This is a genomic window from Candidatus Pantoea soli, from assembly GCF_007833795.1.
Lineage (GTDB): Bacteria > Pseudomonadota > Gammaproteobacteria > Enterobacterales > Enterobacteriaceae > Pantoea > Pantoea soli.
This window is the reverse complement of sequence record NZ_CP032702.1, coordinates 1326011-1343348: the sequence shown is the minus strand read 5'-3', so window position 1 is coordinate 1343348 and position 17338 is coordinate 1326011. Positions and strand designations below refer to the sequence as shown.

Below are 17338 nucleotides of genomic sequence, written 5' to 3'. Positions count from 1 at the left end.
TACCGGTTGTATCATTGCCTCCGTAAGGCTGCAAACATTTCTCCGGCCACCGGCGCGTTTCCGGCGCAGGCTCCGCCGCAGCTTATGTCACAAATGCAACCGGCAACGGAATTTTGTGAGGCAGACTGCTGATGTAAAATCAGATTGCCGCCAGCGGCCCCGCTTCCCGTTATGCTGACGTGAGAAATTTGGCGCACGCATAGCGCCGCAGGCGCAAAACCCGTATTATTGCGCGCTTTACGCCCACCCCATTGACTTAAGAGAGCGCCACCATGACGCAAACGTTTATTCCAGGTAAAGATGCTGCACTGGAAGACTCCATCGCACGCTTCCAGCAGAAACTGCAGGATCTGGGTTTCAATATTGAAGAAGCGTCCTGGCTGAACCCGGTCCCGCACGTCTGGTCTGTCCATATCCGCGATCGCGACTGTCCGCTGTGCTTTACGAATGGCAAAGGTGCCAGTAAAAAAGCGGCGCTGGCTTCTGCACTGGGTGAATACTTTGAGCGTCTCTCCACTAACTATTTCTTTGCCGATTTCTGGCTGGGTGAGTCCATCGCCAGTGGCGATTTCGTCCACTATCCCAACGAGAAATGGTTCCCGCTGCCGGAAGATGACAGCCTGCCAGCCGGCATTCTGGACGCGCGCCTGCGTGCCTTTTACGATCCGGAAGCAAGCCTGAGCGCCTCTGATCTGATTGACCTGCAGTCCGGCAATACCGAACGCGGCATCTGCGGCCTGCCCTTTACACGTCAGTCCGATCAGCAGACGGTCTATATTCCGATGAACATTATCGGCAACCTGTATGTGTCCAACGGCATGTCAGCCGGTAACACCGCGAACGAAGCGCGCGTGCAGGGCCTGTCTGAAGTGTTTGAGCGCCACATCAAAAACCGCATCATCGCCGAATCCATCAGCCTGCCGGAGATTCCTGATGCGGTGATGCAGCGCTATCCGGGCGTGGTGGAAGCCATCGCGCGGCTTGAAGCCGAAGGGTTCCCGATCTTCGCCTATGACGCATCGCTGGGCGGCCACTATCCGGTTATCTGTGTGGTCCTGTTCAACCCGGCTAACGGCACCTGTTTTGCTTCCTTTGGCGCGCACCCGGACTTCGGCGTGGCGCTGGAGCGCACCGTGACCGAACTGCTGCAGGGACGTAGTCTGAAAGATCTTGACGTGTTCACCCCGCCCACCTTCGATGACGAAGAAGTTGCCGAGCATGCTAACCTGGAAACTCACTTTATCGATTCCAGCGGTCTGATTTCATGGGATATGTTCAAAGAGGACGCGGACTATCCGTTTGTAGACTGGAGCTTTGCCGGCAGCACGCATGAAGAGTTCGATACGCTGATGGCGATTTTCCGCGCCGAAGACAAAGAAGTCTACATTGCCGATTATGAGCATCTGGGCGTGTATGCCTGCCGGATTATTGTACCGGGCATGTCAGACATCTATCCGGCAGAAGATCTGCTGCTGGCGAACAACAATATGGGTGCCTCGCTGCGTGAAACGCTGCTGGCCCTGCCGGCCAGCCAATGGGAGCCGGAAGCGTATCTGGATCTGATCGTTCAGCTGGATGAAGAAGGCCATGACGATTTTACCCGCGTACGCGAACTGCTGGGCCTGGCAACCGGCAAAGACAACGGCTGGTTTACGCTGCGTATCGGTGAGCTGAAAGCAATGCTGGCGCTGGCAGGCGGCGATCTGGATCAGGCGCTGATCTGGACCGAATGGACAATGGAATTCAACCAGTCCATCTTCAGCGAAGAGCGTGCTAACTACTACCGCTGCCTGCAGACGCTGCTGTTGCTGGCTATGGAAGAAGAGCGCGAGCCGCTGCAGTATCATCGCGCCTTTGTCCGTATGTATGGTCAGTCTGCGGTGGAAGCCGCTTCAGCCGCAATCAGTGGTGAAGCGCCATTCTACGGCCTGCAGCCGGTGGATGCGGACCTGAAAGCCTTCCCGGCCCATCAGGCGCTGCTGGCAGCCTATGAAAAACTGCAGGCGGCAAAACGTCGCTACTGGTCAGCAAACTAATCCGGCTTCCCCGGCCGCACCTGACATTACGTCAGCTCCCCAATGGCACCGCTCACCCGGTGCCATTTTTTGTTTTCGGAAACCGGCCCGCCAGAATCGATTAATAACAATGCAGTTTCATCTGTATCCAATCGTTAACAAGCTCACCGTCCGTCACGCCATATTTCAAATAAATTTGTAATTTTTAAAAAATAATTATTTGTATTAATATCAATAAATTAAATAAAAATTGCGCATTTTGTAACCTTAAGTTCACCCTGCCATCCGGTTAAATATGATCCACATCAAGTCCCGACCCGTCAGGCTTTGGTAGTCTTTTTTCAGACAATTTGTGGAGAGCGTTAGTGTGAAAGCTGACAACCCTTTTAATGCATTACTCCCCGCGGCGATGGCAAAAGTGGCTGAAGATGCCGGGGTGTATAAAGCGACAAAACATCCTCTGACCACCTTCTTTCTGGCCATCACCGCCGGCGTATTTATCTCTATCGCCTTTGTTTTCTACCTTACAGCCACAACCGGCAGCGGCGTGATGCCGTGGGGCATCGCTAAGCTCATCGGTGGCATCTGTTTTTCCCTTGGTCTGATGCTGGTGGTGGTGTGCGGGGCCGATCTCTTTACCTCAACCGTGCTGATTGTCGTCGCCAAAGCCAGTGGGCGCATCACCTGGCTGCAGCTGGGCCGGCACTGGCTCAATGTCTACATCGGCAACCTGTGCGGTGCCCTGTTTTTTGTGCTGCTGATCTGGCTGGCCGGTGAGCACCAGGTGGCAGAGGGTGCCTGGGGCCTGAATCTGCTGCAGACGGCCGATCACAAAATGCATCACAGCTTTATTGAAGCCGTCAGCCTCGGCACGCTGGCCAATCTGATGGTGTGTCTGGCGGTGTGGATGAGTTATTCCGGCCGCAGCCTGATTGACAAAATGGTGGCGATGATACTGCCGGTCGCGATGTTTGTTGCCTGCGGCTTCGAACACAGCATCGCTAATATGTTCCTGATCCCGATGGCGATTGTCGTAAGAGATTTTGCCAGCCCGGCATTCTGGCAGATGACTGGCGCCAGTGCAGCGCAGTTTCCGGCGCTGGATGCCGGCAACTTTATTCTTCACAACCTGATTCCGGTTACCCTCGGTAATATCATCGGCGGCGGATTACTGGTCGGGTTGACCTACTGGGTTATCTATCTGCGCGGAGAATCTCCGGCCCATTAACCCATTACGACCGACGCGCGCGGCGCGTCACTGGTCACAGTCTCCCTAAATAAGGCAGGTATATCATGTCCGAACTTAATGAAAAAATGGCGTCAGCCTGGGAAGGGTTTCACGCCGGCGAGTGGCAGAACAGCGTCAACGTCCGTGACTTTATCCAGAAAAACTATACGCCGTATGAAGGTGATGAATCCTTCCTCGCCGGCGCTACCGCAGCCACCACAACCCTGTGGAATAGCGTGCTGGAAGGGATCAAAATTGAAAACCGCACGCACGCCCCGGTGGATTTTGATACGGATTTAGCCTCAACCATTACTTCGCACGATGCCGGCTACATTAATAAATCGCTGGAAACCATTGTCGGCCTGCAGACTGAAGCCCCGCTGAAACGCGCCATCATTCCGTTTGGCGGCATTAAAATGGTGGAAGGCTCCTGTAAAGTTTACGGCCGTGAACTGGACCCGGCGCTGAAAAAAGTGTTTACCGATTACCGTAAAACCCATAACCAGGGTGTGTTTGACGTCTACACGCCGGATATCCTGCGCTGCCGTAAATCCGGCGTGCTGACCGGTTTACCGGATGCCTACGGTCGCGGTCGCATCATTGGCGATTACCGCCGCGTTGCGCTGTACGGTATCGACTATCTGATGAAAGACAAAGTGGCGCAGTTTAATTCACTGCAGCACGACCTGGAAAACGGCGTAAACCTTGAAGCCACTATCCGTCTGCGTGAAGAGATCACAGAGCAGCACCGCGCGCTGGGCCAGATCAAAGAGATGGCCGCAAAATACGGCTGTGATATCTCTGTCCCGGCCACCACGGCGCAGGAAGCTGTGCAGTGGACCTACTTTGGCTATCTGGCTGCGGTGAAGTCGCAGAATGGTGCCGCCATGTCGTTTGGCCGCGTCTCAACCTTCCTAGATATCTATATTGAACGCGATATGCAGGCCGGCAGGCTGACGGAAGAGCAGGCGCAGGAGCTGATCGATCATCTGGTGATGAAACTGCGTATGGTGCGTTTCCTGCGGACACCGGAATATGATGAGCTGTTCTCAGGCGACCCGATCTGGGCTACCGAATCGCTGGCCGGCATGGGCGTTGATGGACGCACGCTGGTGACCAAAACCACCTTCCGCTTCCTGAACACCCTGTACACCATGGGCCCGTCGCCGGAGCCAAACATGACCATTCTGTGGTCAGAAAAACTGCCGGTAAACTTCAAAAAATACGCAGCCAAAGTCTCTATCGACACCTCTTCGCTGCAGTATGAAAATGACGACCTGATGCGTCCGGATTTCAATAACGATGACTACGCTATCGCCTGCTGCGTCAGCCCGATGATTGTCGGTAAACAGATGCAGTTCTTTGGTGCCCGCGCTAACCTGGCAAAAACCCTGCTGTACGCAATCAACGGCGGCGTTGATGAAAAACTGAAAATGCAGGTTGGCCCGAAAGAAGCGCCGATCATGGATGACGTGCTGGATTTTGACACCGTGATGGCGCGGATGGATCACTTCATGGACTGGCTGGCAAAACAGTACGTGACCGCACTGAACATCATTCATTACATGCACGATAAGTACAGCTATGAAGCCGCTCTGATGGCGCTGCATGACCGCGATGTTTATCGCACCATGGCGTGCGGTATCGCGGGCCTGTCAGTAGCTGCCGATTCGCTGTCAGCCATCAAGTATGCCCGGGTGAAACCGATCCGCGATGCGGATGGCCTGGCCATTGATTTTGACATCGAAGGCGACTACCCGCAGTTTGGTAATAACGACCCGCGCGTTGACGATATGGCCTGCGACCTGGTTGAACGTTTCATGAAGAAAATTCAGCAGCTGCAGACTTACCGTAACGCGGTGCCGACGCAGTCTGTGCTGACGATTACCTCAAACGTGGTCTACGGTAAGAAAACCGGTAATACACCGGACGGTCGTCGCGCGGGTGCGCCATTCGGACCCGGTGCCAACCCGATGCACGGCCGCGATCAGAAAGGCGCGGTTGCCTCACTGACGTCAGTAGCAAAACTGCCGTTTGCCTATGCGAAAGACGGTATTTCGTATACGTTCTCCATCGTACCGAATGCGCTGGGTAAAGATGACAACGTGCGAAAAACCAACCTCGCTGGCCTGATGGATGGTTACTTCCATCACGAAGCACACATTGAGGGCGGTCAGCACCTTAACGTTAACGTGATGAATCGTGAGATGCTGCTGGATGCCATGGAGCACCCGGAAAAATATCCGCAGCTGACTATCCGCGTCTCCGGCTATGCGGTGCGCTTTAACTCACTGACCAAAGAGCAGCAGCAGGACGTCATTACCCGCACGTTCACGCAGTCGCTGTAATCGCCCCGTGTTGAAAGGCTCCTGCGGGAGCCTTTTCTCCCGAGGTCCGTTTTGCCAGCCCGCTGTACCGGCTGTCTGCCAAAACTGACTTTCGCCCCTGAAGCACAACGCAGAGTGTGCCGCCTGACGTTCAGGCTGAACCGGAGAATACATCGCCATGTCTACCCTCGGTCGAATCCATTCGTTTGAATCCTGCGGCACCGTTGACGGTCCCGGCATCCGCTTCATCACCTTTTTCCAGGGCTGCCTGATGCGCTGTCTCTACTGCCACAACCGCGATACCTGGGATACGCACTGCGGCAAAGAAATTACCGTAGAAGCCCTGATGAAAGAGGTGCTGTCGTATCGCCACTTCATGAACGCTTCCGGCGGCGGCGTGACGGCCTCAGGCGGTGAAGCGATTCTGCAGGCGGAGTTCGTGCGCGACTGGTTCCGCGCCTGTAAAGCGGAAGGTATTCACACCTGCCTGGACACCAACGGCTTTGTCCGCCGCTACGACCCGGTGATTGACGAACTGCTCGACGTGACCGATCTGGTTATGCTCGATCTCAAACAGATCAATGATGATATCCATCAGATTCTGGTGGGGGTGTCCAACCACCGCACGCTGGATTTTGCGCGCTATTTACAGAAGCGTGGAAAGCGCACATGGATACGCTATGTGGTGGTGCCCGGCTATTCAGACGACGATGACTCAGTGCATCGCCTGGGTGCCTTTACGCAGGACATGGATAATATTGAGAAAATAGAACTGCTGCCCTATCACGAGCTGGGTAAACACAAGTGGATAGCCATGGGCGAAGAGTACAAGCTGGAAGGGGTTAAGCCGCCGGATCGGGAAACCATGGAGCGGGTAAAAAATATTCTGGCCGGTTACGGTCATCAGGTGATGTACTGATGCCGGAAAAAAGGGGAGCTCATTGCTCCCCGTTTTTTATGCTATTTACCGCTCAGGCATGCGCCACGGGCGTAACGTGATGGTCCGCTTTACGCAGCAGCATAACCAGATAGACCAGCGCCACCGCCGCGATCATCACAAACAGCAGGCGATCGGAGTAGTTCTGCATCAGCATTGACGTCATGCCCGGACCAACGAGGCTGCCAATGGTATAGCTGAACAGCAGCGCCTGATTCATTGCCACCAGCTCATGGTGCGCCACGGTTTCACAGGCCCACGACATCGCCACCGGATAGAGCGTAAAGCCAGCCAGACCGAGAATAAACAGCGCCGGTGCCATGGCGGTATCGCCCAGCATCGCCATCGCACCAAGAATCACCACAAACACCTGCACGCGCAGCACCATCAGCCGGCCAAAGCGATCTGCCAGGCGGCCCACCGGCCACTGGCCGACGATACCGGCACTGACCAGCAGCGCCATCCAGTAACCCACAGTGGCATCACTCATGCCCTGATGGGAAAGATACAGCGGCATCAGCCCGTAGAGGGAACCCAGCACGATACCAGAGATAATGCAGCCGTTGATGCCCAGACGTGAACTGCGGCGGCGCAGCATGCTCCAGATTCGCGTGGTGGAAGTCTCTTCTGTCGCAGCACCCGCGTTAACGCGCAGGAACAGTACCGGCAGCATGGCGCAGACAATCAGCGCGCTGACCCACGGGATGACCTGCAGCAGCTCAGTCGAAACGCGACTCACCAGCAGCTGGCCAGCCACCGTGCCCAGATAGTAAACGATCATATACGCAGCCAGCAGCTGTCCACGGTTGCGTACCGTGCCACTGCAGAGCAAAGCGCTCTCAACCACCACCCAAATCAGGGCACAGCCCGTACCGGCGATAAACCGCAGCGCGGTCCAGCTATAGAACCCGTCGAGCAGCGCCATGCCGCTGGTGGCGAGCGCGAACAGGACGCTGGCGAGGTAGAAGCAACGGTTAAAACCGTAGCGATTGATCAGCCAGCCTGCCATCAGCGTGCCCAGCAGGTTACCGGTGTAATAGGCAGAGCTGGCCATCCCGACCTGCCATGTCGGCAGCAAATCGTGAGTCAGCCATAACGGCACCAGAGTATTGAGCACAGCAATAGACACCGTCATAAGCATCAGGCCACAAAGCAGCAGCAGGACGGGACGCGACCAGGTTGACATAGGGGATAAAAAACCAAAAGAAATGATGAGAATTGCGCGCAGTTTGCCACTGGAAAATGCAAAGTCAACGCACAAAAAACAACCGCCGCACAATTTGCTGCCGGACAATTTATTTTTTTTATCTTCAGCAGGTTAGCGATACGCCAGATGACAGAAGCAGACAATCTATGTTGATGAATTTATGGGTTTTACGCTTTAGGCGCGTGCAAATATCGATAACGTTTATTTGTGATTATCCGGCGATAAAAATCGCGTATTTAAGGCCTTAAAAAAATAAAAAAACCCGGCAATGCCGGGTCAGAAAAACAGCGTGCGGATTAGCCGATGTGGGTCAGGCCGCCCATATAAGGACGTAACACTTCCGGTACTTCAATCCGGCCGTCCGCCTGCTGGTAGTTTTCCAGCACGGCGACCAGCGTACGACCCACGGCCAGGCCTGAACCATTCAGCGTGTGCACCAGGCGCGGCTTTTTGTCAGTTTTACTGCGGCAGCGCGCCTGCATACGACGTGCCTGGAAATCCCACATGTTGGAGCAGGATGAGATTTCGCGGTAAGTATCCTGCGCCGGCAGCCACACTTCCAGGTCGTAAGTTTTCGCGGAACCAAAGCCCATGTCGCCGGTGCACAGCAGCACTTTACGGTACGGCAGATTCAGCAGCTGCAGCACTTTCTCGGCGTGCCCCACCAGCTCTTCCAGCGCATCCATTGACGTTTCCGGCGCCACGATGTGCACCATCTCAACTTTATCAAACTGGTGCATACGGATCAGGCCGCGCGTGTCACGTCCATAGGAGCCGGCTTCAGAACGGAAGCAAGGCGTGTGCGCCGTGAGTTTGATCGGCAGGCTTTCTTCTTCCACGATCTCATCGCGAACCAGGTTCGTCAGCGGCACTTCGGCGGTTGGGATCAGCGCATAGTTGCTGCTACCCGCTTCTTCGCCAAGCGGTTTGGTATGGAACAGGTCCTCACCAAACTTTGGCAGCTGGCCCGTCCCGTACAGGGTTTCATGGTTAACCAGATACGGCACGTAAGTTTCGAGATAACCATGCTGCTGCGTATGCAGATCAATCATGAACTGGCTGAGCGCGCGATGCAGACGGGCAATCTGGCCCTGCATCACGATAAAACGTGATCCGGTCAGTTTTACCGCCGCAGCAAAATCCAGCCCTTTCACGGCTTCGCCCAGCTCAACATGGTCTTTTACCGGGAAATCAAACTGGCGCGGCTGGCCCCAGCGGCTGACTTCCTGGTTTTCGCTGTCATCTTTACCCAGCGGCACGTCGTCTGCCGGCAGGTTAGGCAGCGCCAGAGCGAAATCACGGATTTCGTTCTGCAGGGTATCCAGTTCGGCTTTCGCCGCGTCCAGGCGTTCGCCCAGCGCATTCACTTCCTGGCGCAGCGGCTCGATGTCTTCCCCACGTGCTTTGGCCTGGCCGATGGATTTGGAGCGGGCGTTACGCTCAGCCTGCAGGTTTTCCGTTTCCACCTGCAAAACTTTACGACGCTCTTCGAGGGAGCGCAGCGTATCCACATCCAGTTTAAATCCCCGGCGTGCCAGTTTTTCTGCGACTGCGTCTGGCTCGTTACGCAGCAGATTGGGATCGAGCATGCTTATCCTGTGTAATTAAAGGTTGATTGAACGAATGAAGGGATGCATCCCACTGGAATGCAATGAAATCCTTGCTCACCTTACCGTAACGCGTTTATCAGCGGTAGCGTTTTATCGGGCTATTTTGATCCTGCTCAGCCAGCCAGGCGAGTTTTTCGCCAATCTTTCCCTCAAGGCCACGGCTGGTAGGCTGATAGTAGCGCGTTTCCGCCATTTCCGGCGGGAAAAACACCTCACCGGCCGCGTAGGCGTTGGGTTCGTCATGGGCATAACGGTACTCTTTGCCCAGCCCCATCTCTTTCATCAGCTTCGTCGGTGCGTTGCGCAGGTGTTCCGGCACATCGTAGTCCGGCTGTTCGCGCGCATCGCGCATCGCCGCTTTAAACGCGGTATACACAGCATTGCTTTTGGGCGCACAGGCCAGATAGACAATCGCCTGCGCGATAGCGCGTTCCCCTTCGGCTGGCCCGACGCGGGTAAAACAGTCCCAGGCAGCAATTGCGACCTGCATGCCGCGCGGATCGGCGTTGCCGACGTCTTCAGAAGCTATTGCCAGTAACCGCCGCGCCACATACAGCGGATCGCCCCCGGCGGTTATAATGCGGGCATACCAGTACAGTGCCGCATCCGGCGCGGAGCCGCGCACCGATTTGTGCAGGGCAGAAATCAGATCGTAAAAGCGGTCACCTTTGTTATCGAAACGCGCGGCTCTCTCACCAGAGACTTCATTCAACAGCTGCGGCGTCAGCTCACGCTGCCCTGCGGCATTGACCTCAGCCATATCCGCCATCATTTCCAGCGTATTCAGCGCCCGGCGGGCGTCACCATTAACCAGCTCCGCAATCATACGGCGGGTGTGATCGGGCAGCACAATGTCGCTGTCACCGTAGCCGCGCGCTTTGTCTTCCATCGCCTGCTGCAGAACCTGCTCGATATCTGCCGTGGTCAGGGGTTTCAGCAGATAGACGCGGGCACGCGATAACAGCGCCGAATTGAGCTCAAAAGAGGGGTTTTCTGTGGTGGCACCGATAAAGGTGATGGTGCCATCTTCGATATGCGGCAGAAAGGCATCCTGCTGACTTTTATTGAAGCGATGGACCTCGTCCACAAACAGGATGGTACGACGCCCGACCTGGCGATTCTGGCGGGCGCGCGCAATGGCCTCACGAATCTCTTTCACACCGGAGGTCACGGCGGAGATGCGCTCGACATCCGCATTGCCGTAGTGCGCGATGATCTCCGCCAGCGTGGTTTTACCGGTCCCTGGCGGCCCCCACAGAATCATAGAGTGCAGATGGCCCGCCTCTATAGCGCGCGGCAGCGGTTTGCCTGGCGCCAGCAGATGCTGCTGACCAATATACTGCTGCAGCGTCGCGGGCCGCATACGCGCGGCCAGCGGCTGAAACTCACTGGCGGGGGCAAAATCCAGGGACAGATTACTCACGACGACCTCACTGACGTTGATCGTCCACCGTTACACCTTTTGGTGGCGTAAAAGTGAACTTATCCGGGCTGATCGCCCCGTTTTTCTGGCTCTTCAACTGATAGCTGCTGCGCTGACCATCCTGCTCGATAGCGCTGAACTGATTAATGGTGCCCGAGGGCGAAACGTTGATGGTGAACTGCTTCAGGTTGCCATCGCTGCTTTTCGGCGTCAGTTCAAAATTGTCACCCTGCTGCCTGATGTTGTACTGCTGCCAGTCAGAAGGCTGGTTACGCGCAATCAGCATAAAAGGCGTGTTGCTGGTGGCGTTCTGTAACAGGCTGACGCTCGCCTGCTCGACAAAGGGATTGTAGAACCACAGATTTTTACCGTCAGAAATAATGACGCTCTCATCCGGGGCCGTCATGTGCCAGTTGAACAGGCTGGGACGTTTGACCCACAGTTCCCCTTCGCCGTCCTGCACGTTGGCACCGCTGCCATCTGTCACTTTCTGGCTAAAGCTGGCGTGGAAACTGTTCACTTTGTTCAGGCGCTGCTGCAAATCGCTGGAGGCATCGGCCAGCACGGAAGCGGAAACGAAACTGGCCAGCAGGCCACAGGCAATAACGTGTAATTTCATCTGATTCAATTCCTTATTCATGGTTTCCCGACACTCACTGCATTAAACGTAGTTGCCGTCCTGTGATTGAGACAGGAGAAAATGCCGAAAGCTCCCTGATATATGGGGGCATACCGCAGATAAACAACGGGCCAGTTTGCACTGGCCCGTCAGGAGAGATCGCTTGCGCCGGTTTACATCTCGTGTGGCGGTGGCGAAAGCACCTCACGGTTACCATTGTGACCCGGCTCAGAAACAATCCCCTGCGCTTCCATCTGTTCGATGATGCGCGCAGCACGGTTATAGCCAATACGGAACTGTCGCTGCACCCCGGATATGGAAGCCCGGCGTTTTTCCACCACAAAGGCCACCGCCTGATCGAACAGCGGATCGAGCTCTTCGTCACCGTCGATGCCGCCGGCTCCGCCCTCGCTCTCTTCGCCTGCGGTGATGCTTTCAATGTACTGCGGACGTCCGCGCGCTTTCCAGTCCTGAACCACGGCGTGGACTTCCTGATCGCGTACGAAGGCGCCATGCACACGCACCGGCATTGAGGAGTTCGGCGGCATATACAGCATGTCACCCATCCCCAGCAGCGATTCCGCGCCGCCCTGGTCAAGAATGGTGCGCGAGTCGATCTTACTGGAAACGGTAAACGCAATACGTGTCGGAATGTTAGCTTTGATTAAGCCGGTGATCACATCTACCGACGGACGCTGCGTTGCCAGTACCAGGTGGATGCCGGCCGCACGTGCTTTCTGCGCCAGACGGGCGATCAATTCTTCCACTTTCTTACCGACCGCCATCATCAGATCGGCAAACTCATCGACCAGCACCACGATATACGGCAGTTTTTCCAGCACCGGCGGCGTCATGTCCATGCTGTCGCCCGGTTTCCAGAACGGATCCGGAATCGGACGGCCCATGGCCGCCGCCTGCTCAATTTTCTCGTTGTAGCCTGCCAGGTTACGCACGCCCAGCGCCGACATCAGCTTGTAGCGACGTTCCATCTCTACCACACTCCAGCGCAGCGCATTCGCCGCGTCTTTCATGTCGGTAACGACTTCGGTCAGCAGGTGCGGAATGCCTTCATAAACCGAGAGCTCCAGCATTTTCGGATCGATCATGATAAAGCGCACCTCTTCCGGGGTGGCTTTATACAGCATGCTGATGATCATGGTGTTCACGCCGACAGACTTACCGGAACCGGTGGTACCGGCTACCAGCAGGTGCGGCATTTTCGCCAGATCGGCGACCACCGGCTGGCCGGAGATATCTTTCCCCAGCACCACAGCAAGCGGCGATGGATTGTCACGGAACTTGTCGCAATCCAGCACTTCCCGCAGGTATACGGTCTGGCGGTGTTTGTTCGGCAGTTCCAGGCCAACATAGGGTTTGCCAGGAATCACCTCCACCACGCGCACGGCCACAGCAGAAAGGGAACGGGCCAGGTCGCGCGACAGATTGGAAATACGCGCCGCCTTCACGCCCGGTGCCAGATCCAGCTCAAAACGGGTAATCACCGGCCCTGGCGAGATCCCCACCACTTCGGCTTTCACCCGGTAATCGGCCAGGCGCGCTTCAACCAGACGTGCCGTCTGCTCCAGCGCGAACATGTCAACCGGCTCCTCTTCTGACGGCGGTGGCGTCAGCAGATCCAGCACCGGCAGCGGCGTAGAGGGCTTCTCCAGCGGCTGCTCGTGCCGCACAAGGAACGGGTGGAACAGGCTGTCCTGCGCCGGTGCCGGCTGCGGTTTCTCTGCCGGCGCGGCGTAAGCCTGCGGCTCCGGAGAAGACCACGGGCTGTTATGTTCATTCAGCGAAGCCGGCGGCGTTGCCGGCTGCGGCGCAGCCGACGGTTGCCCCTGTGCGGCGTCGTTCTGCGGTGCGGCAGGCTGTTGCCACTGTGCAGCGTTGTTCTGCGGTGCGGCAGGCTGTTGCCACTGTGCGGCGTCGTTCTGCGGTGCCGCAGGCTGTTGCCACTGTGCGGCGTCGTTCTGCGGTGCCGCAGGCTGTTGCCACTGTGCGGCGTCGTTCTGCGGTGCAACAGGCTGTTGCCACTGTGCGGCGTCGTTCTGCGGTGCAGCAGACTGCTGCCCCTGCGCCGGCGTCTCCGTTTCCGGGGTGGCGGCGATAGTAAACAGCGGCTCACTCGGCGTATCGTCAACCAGATCTTTCATCGGCGAAAAATCAAACGCGGCAGAAGTATCGAGGCTGAATGCCGGCGCTGGCTCAGCCGGCGCTGCGCTGTAGCGCTGCTGCTGCTGGGCGGCGAACTGGCTGGCCAGCTGCGCCTGCTGCAGGGCGTCTTCGTCCTCTTCTTCCGGCTGTGCCTGCCAGCTCTCGCCATAGCGCTGCTGCTGCTGCGACTGGAACGCTTCACGCAGCTGGGCTTCCTGCAACGCAGCGGCATCGTCTTCATGGATCGCCGGATGCAGGGTAGCGCTCACCTCAGGCTGCTGCTGTTCCGCCTGCTCACGCGCTTTCTCTTCCGCCATGCGCTGAGACGGCAGTTTGATGCCATACGACGCCAGCTCGCGGCGGGTAGGCAGTTTGACTTTATTCGGACGCGGCAGCTCCGGGCCAATGCCCTGCTTCACCTGCGGGTTGTAGTCACGCTCGGGCACAATATCAAACGCCGGCATAGCGCCTGTCGCACGGCTGGCTGCCTGCGCAGCGCCTGCAGTGACCGCAGCCGTTGCTGCGCTGTTCAGTGGCGCAGCGAACTGATCGGCCTGCTGCCAGTTACCCATCCGCGGGCCATCCTCTTCGTCCACCGGGGAGAACGCAGTGGCGGCTGGCGTGGCTGGCGCGTCAGGCATATCAAAACGGTAAAGCGGTGGTTGAGCGGCCTCTGCCTGCGGGGCAGCGGGCGCGCTGTCCCACGATGTGGCGGCCGGAGCTGGACGTGCCGGCATAGCCGGTTGCGCTACCGGCGCAGACGCTGGCGATGCCACTGGATGGGCTGAAGTCACGGGCTGCGTGGCCGCTGCAGCTGTCTGAGCCGCGGTCGGCGCGCTGCCCTCTGCGGTGTGCGACACGGCCGGTGACGCCTGCGCGGCTTCGGCGGTGACCGCCAGCGCCGCTGCCGTGGCCGCACTGGCTTTCGCCAGCAGCGGATCGTTTTCCGGCGTAAGCGCAGCCGGTTCGGCCACTTTACGCGGCTTCGCCAGCAGCACATCGTCATCATCCGCAGATGCCGCCCGCATTACCGGTGCCGCGTCGGCTTCGGTGTCATCTTCCCACTCTTCTTCCTGCCAGGGTTCATCATGGCGCGAGCGGTTGCTGGCAAACGTCAGCACACCCATGACCACGCTGCCGATCTTTTCCGCAATCGCCAGCCACGACCAGCCGGTGTAAAGCGTGATACCTGCCGCCCAGACGCACAGCAGCGTCAGCGTGCCGCCGGCTCCGCTGAACCAGGGTGCCATCGCATTACTGACCAGGCTGCCAATCACGCCACCGGAAGCAAAGTACCAGATATCATCCACATTAAGCGCCGCCAGTCCGCAGGTGGTGACCACCAGCGCCAGCACGCCAATCAGTCGCAGGCCCACGGCAAAGTAGTCGATGTAATCCTGTCGATCGCGCTGGCGGAAGGTAATCCAGCACAGGCCAATAATGACCGGTGGGATCGCGTACGCCATGACGCCAAATACAAACAGCAGCGTATCGGCCAGCCATGCGCCCACGCTGCCACCGAGGTTATGGATAGGTTCATGCCAGGCGGTCTGCGACCAGCTGGGATCGGAAGGGTTAAAACTAACCAGTGACACCATCAGATAGATGGCAAACAAGGCCACAAGGATGAGCAATGCTTCCAGCAGCCGACGTCCGCTGCTCAGCGGTTGTAATGAAACGTCTTTGTCTTCTGTGTATTCCTGGCTCAAGAGAACTCTCCAGGTGCCTGTAAATTAAGAAGGCAACAGCGCCGGAGAAGCCCGACGCTGGTCCTGTATGAATTCACAGGAGTGTACCGAAATCCTGCAAGATTTGCACCTGCCGTGCGTTAACGGGTTTTGATCACCAGACGATTACTCTGTTTGACCTCTTCCATCACGACATAAGTACGGGTGTCGTTTACGCCTGGCAGGCGCAGCAAGGTTTCACCCAGCAGTTTACGGTAAGCAGACATATCCGGTACGCGGGTTTTCAGCAGGTAGTCAAAGTCACCGGAAACGAGGTGACACTCTTGAGTTTCCTCAAGTTTTTGCACAGCGGCGTTAAATTGCTCAAACACATCTGGCGCGCCACGATTCAGAGTAATCTCAACAAAAACCAACAGTGAAGCATCGAGATAATGCGGGTTAAGCTGTGCGGTGTAGCCCAGGATGAATCCCTGGCGCTCCAGGCGGCGCACGCGCTCCAGACAAGGCGTGGGTGAAAGTCCAACCCGTTTGGAAAGCTCTACGTTAGAAATACGTCCATCTTTCTGCAGTTCATTCAGAATGTTTCTGTCGATACGGTCCAGATCTTTTCCGGGGCGCTTTTTATTGTCTACCATTATTATTGTCTCTCTTAATTCCTTCCCTTTACCTGCCACACCCTGAAAACGCTCATTGTTCAGGGCCTTACTGAAGTGAAGTCTGTAAGCCTGTGCAGTGAATGCCACCATCCGTATGACGCATGTTGTCTGTCCACATCATGCGTCATGACCAATGTCAGGCTGAGTTTATTTGGCGAAAACGCGCAAAACAGGAACGAAATACTGTTTTGAACCGCTAAATTCCCTCTGCTTCTGACAATGTTTTCGCAAAAGCGCAGGCGATTGTCAAAGTAAAACATCCAAATTCAGTACAAGATGCCAGACAGAGTGCTGGGTTGCTGTTTTTAAATGAGATTTTTTATACTGCTGCACCACAAATCACCGGTGAATGCCCCGTTTTAGCGCAGCCGGCGTGCAAAAATGGCGTTCATCGTCTACGCCGCTTGCAGTGATTGTTAACAAAATTGCTGAAACCTTTTTTTGCCGCGGCAATTTCCCTACAATCAAACACCATGTTGTCAGACACACACTGAGGAACGCATGAGTACGGCCAAACACAGTAAGCTGCTCATTCTGGGCTCCGGCCCTGCCGGTTATACCGCGGCGGTTTATGCTGCGCGCGCGAATCTGAATCCCGTCATGATTACCGGACTGGAAAAAGGGGGTCAGCTCACCACGACGACAGAAGTCGAGAACTGGCCGGGCGATCCGCACGATCTGACCGGACCTTCGCTGATGGAGCGTATGCACGCCCATGCCGAGAAATTCAACACCGAGATCATTTTCGATCACATTCACACGGTTGATCTGCAGAACCGCCCTTTCCGCCTGACCGGTGACAGCGGCGAATACACAGCGGATGCGTTAATCATCGCAACCGGTGCGTCTGCGCGCTATCTGGGCCTGCCGTCGGAAGAAGCGTTTAAAGGTAAAGGGGTTTCCGCCTGCGCAACCTGTGATGGTTTCTTCTACCGTAATCAGAAAGTGGCGGTTATTGGTGGTGGTAACACCGCGGTTGAGGAAGCGCTTTACCTGGCCAACATCGCCTCGGAAGTGCACCTGATTCACCGTCGTGACAGCTTCCGCGCCGAGAAAATCCTGATTGACCGGCTGATGGATAAAGTGCGCAACGGCAATATCGTGCTGCACACGGACCGTACGCTGGAAGAGGTGGTAGGCGATCAGATGGGCGTAACCGGCCTGAAGCTGCTCTCTACCAAAGGTGAAGCGCCTGAATCGCTTGAGGTGGCAGGACTGTTTGTCGCCATTGGCCATAGCCCGAACACGGCGATTTTCGACGGTCAGCTGGCGCTGGAAAATGGCTACATCAAAGTGCAGTCCGGTCTGCATGGCAATGCCACCCAGACCAGCGTGCCGGGCGTGTTCGCCGCTGGCGACGTGATGGACCATATTTACCGCCAGGCCATTACCTCTGCCGGCACCGGCTGTATGGCCGCGCTGGATGCAGAGCGCTATCTTGACGGCCTGGTTAAAAACGATAAGTAAG

Annotated in this window: 11 protein-coding genes; 5 read left to right on the top strand and 6 right to left on the bottom strand. The window is 56.6% G+C overall.

Going from position 1 to position 17338, the window contains the following annotated elements; translation table 11 throughout:
* The first annotated feature begins 272 nt into the window (after nt 1-272).
* From ycaO to pflA, 4 genes are all read left to right on the top strand, one after another.
* Nucleotides 273-2036, top strand: coding sequence for a 30S ribosomal protein S12 methylthiotransferase accessory factor YcaO (gene ycaO, locus D8B20_RS06205; protein WP_145888056.1), 1764 nt, complete (start codon nt 273-275; stop codon nt 2034-2036).
* Between the two features lie 346 nt (nt 2037-2382).
* On the top strand, nt 2383-3243 hold the full coding sequence (gene focA / locus D8B20_RS06200; protein ID WP_145888055.1) for a formate transporter FocA: 861 nt from the start codon (nt 2383-2385) through the stop codon (nt 3241-3243).
* A 65-nt stretch (nt 3244-3308) separates the two neighbouring features.
* On the top strand, nt 3309-5591 hold the full coding sequence (pflB, locus tag D8B20_RS06195) for a formate C-acetyltransferase (protein WP_145888054.1): 2283 nt from the start codon (nt 3309-3311) through the stop codon (nt 5589-5591).
* 157 nt (nt 5592-5748) lie between these two features.
* On the top strand, nt 5749-6489 hold the full coding sequence (pflA, locus tag D8B20_RS06190; protein ID WP_145888053.1) for a pyruvate formate lyase 1-activating protein: 741 nt from the start codon (nt 5749-5751) through the stop codon (nt 6487-6489).
* A 52-nt stretch (nt 6490-6541) separates the two neighbouring features.
* Here the strand turns inward: pflA and D8B20_RS06185 are convergent, their stop codons facing one another.
* From D8B20_RS06185 to lrp, 6 genes are all read right to left on the bottom strand, one after another.
* Nucleotides 6542-7693 carry an MFS transporter gene (locus tag D8B20_RS06185; protein WP_145888052.1) on the bottom strand — a complete coding sequence of 384 codons (1152 nt, stop codon included), beginning with the start codon at nt 7691-7693 and terminating at the stop codon, nt 6542-6544.
* 317 nt (nt 7694-8010) lie between these two features.
* Nucleotides 8011-9303 carry a serine--tRNA ligase gene (gene serS / locus D8B20_RS06180; RefSeq protein ID WP_145888051.1) on the bottom strand — a complete coding sequence of 431 codons (1293 nt, stop codon included), beginning with the start codon at nt 9301-9303 and terminating at the stop codon, nt 8011-8013.
* A 97-nt stretch (nt 9304-9400) separates the two neighbouring features.
* Nucleotides 9401-10747, bottom strand: coding sequence for a replication-associated recombination protein A (locus D8B20_RS06175; protein ID WP_145888050.1), 1347 nt, complete (start codon nt 10745-10747; stop codon nt 9401-9403).
* Between the two features lie 7 nt (nt 10748-10754).
* The gene (gene lolA, locus D8B20_RS06170; protein WP_145888049.1) at nt 10755-11366 is read right to left on the bottom strand and encodes an outer membrane lipoprotein periplasmic chaperone LolA; all 612 of its coding nucleotides are present in this window, start codon (nt 11364-11366) and stop codon (nt 10755-10757) included.
* Nucleotides 11367-11539: 173 nt separating this feature from the next.
* A complete protein-coding gene (locus D8B20_RS06165) occupies nt 11540-15235 on the bottom strand; it encodes a DNA translocase FtsK 4TM domain-containing protein (protein WP_145888048.1) in 3696 nt (1231 codons plus the stop codon).
* A 119-nt stretch (nt 15236-15354) separates the two neighbouring features.
* The gene (lrp, locus tag D8B20_RS06160; RefSeq protein ID WP_006118610.1) at nt 15355-15849 is read right to left on the bottom strand and encodes a leucine-responsive transcriptional regulator Lrp; all 495 of its coding nucleotides are present in this window, start codon (nt 15847-15849) and stop codon (nt 15355-15357) included.
* A gap of 522 nt (nt 15850-16371) precedes the next feature.
* On the opposite strand from lrp, the gene trxB reads away from it, so the two are divergent.
* Entirely contained in the window at nt 16372-17337 is a 966-nt protein-coding gene (trxB, locus tag D8B20_RS06155; RefSeq protein WP_145888047.1) for a thioredoxin-disulfide reductase, read from the top strand.
* The last annotated feature ends 1 nt before the right edge of the window (nt 17338 follow it).

What these genes read in the sequence shown, in the direction of transcription:
- pflA (WP_145888053.1), top strand. Translation starts at nt 5,749, where the DNA reads ATGTCTACCCTCGGTCGAATCCATTCGTTTGAATCCTGCGGCACCGTT.
- lolA (WP_145888049.1), bottom strand. Translation starts at nt 11,366, where the DNA reads ATGAAATTACACGTTATTGCCTGTGGCCTGCTGGCCAGTTTCGTTTCC.
- serS (WP_145888051.1), bottom strand. Translation starts at nt 9,303, where the DNA reads ATGCTCGATCCCAATCTGCTGCGTAACGAGCCAGACGCAGTCGCAGAA.
- lrp (WP_006118610.1), bottom strand. Translation starts at nt 15,849, where the DNA reads ATGGTAGACAATAAAAAGCGCCCCGGAAAAGATCTGGACCGTATCGAC.
- pflB (WP_145888054.1), top strand. Translation starts at nt 3,309, where the DNA reads ATGTCCGAACTTAATGAAAAAATGGCGTCAGCCTGGGAAGGGTTTCAC.
- trxB (WP_145888047.1), top strand. Translation starts at nt 16,372, where the DNA reads ATGAGTACGGCCAAACACAGTAAGCTGCTCATTCTGGGCTCCGGCCCT.
- ycaO (WP_145888056.1), top strand. Translation starts at nt 273, where the DNA reads ATGACGCAAACGTTTATTCCAGGTAAAGATGCTGCACTGGAAGACTCC.
- D8B20_RS06185 (WP_145888052.1), bottom strand. Translation starts at nt 7,693, where the DNA reads ATGTCAACCTGGTCGCGTCCCGTCCTGCTGCTGCTTTGTGGCCTGATG.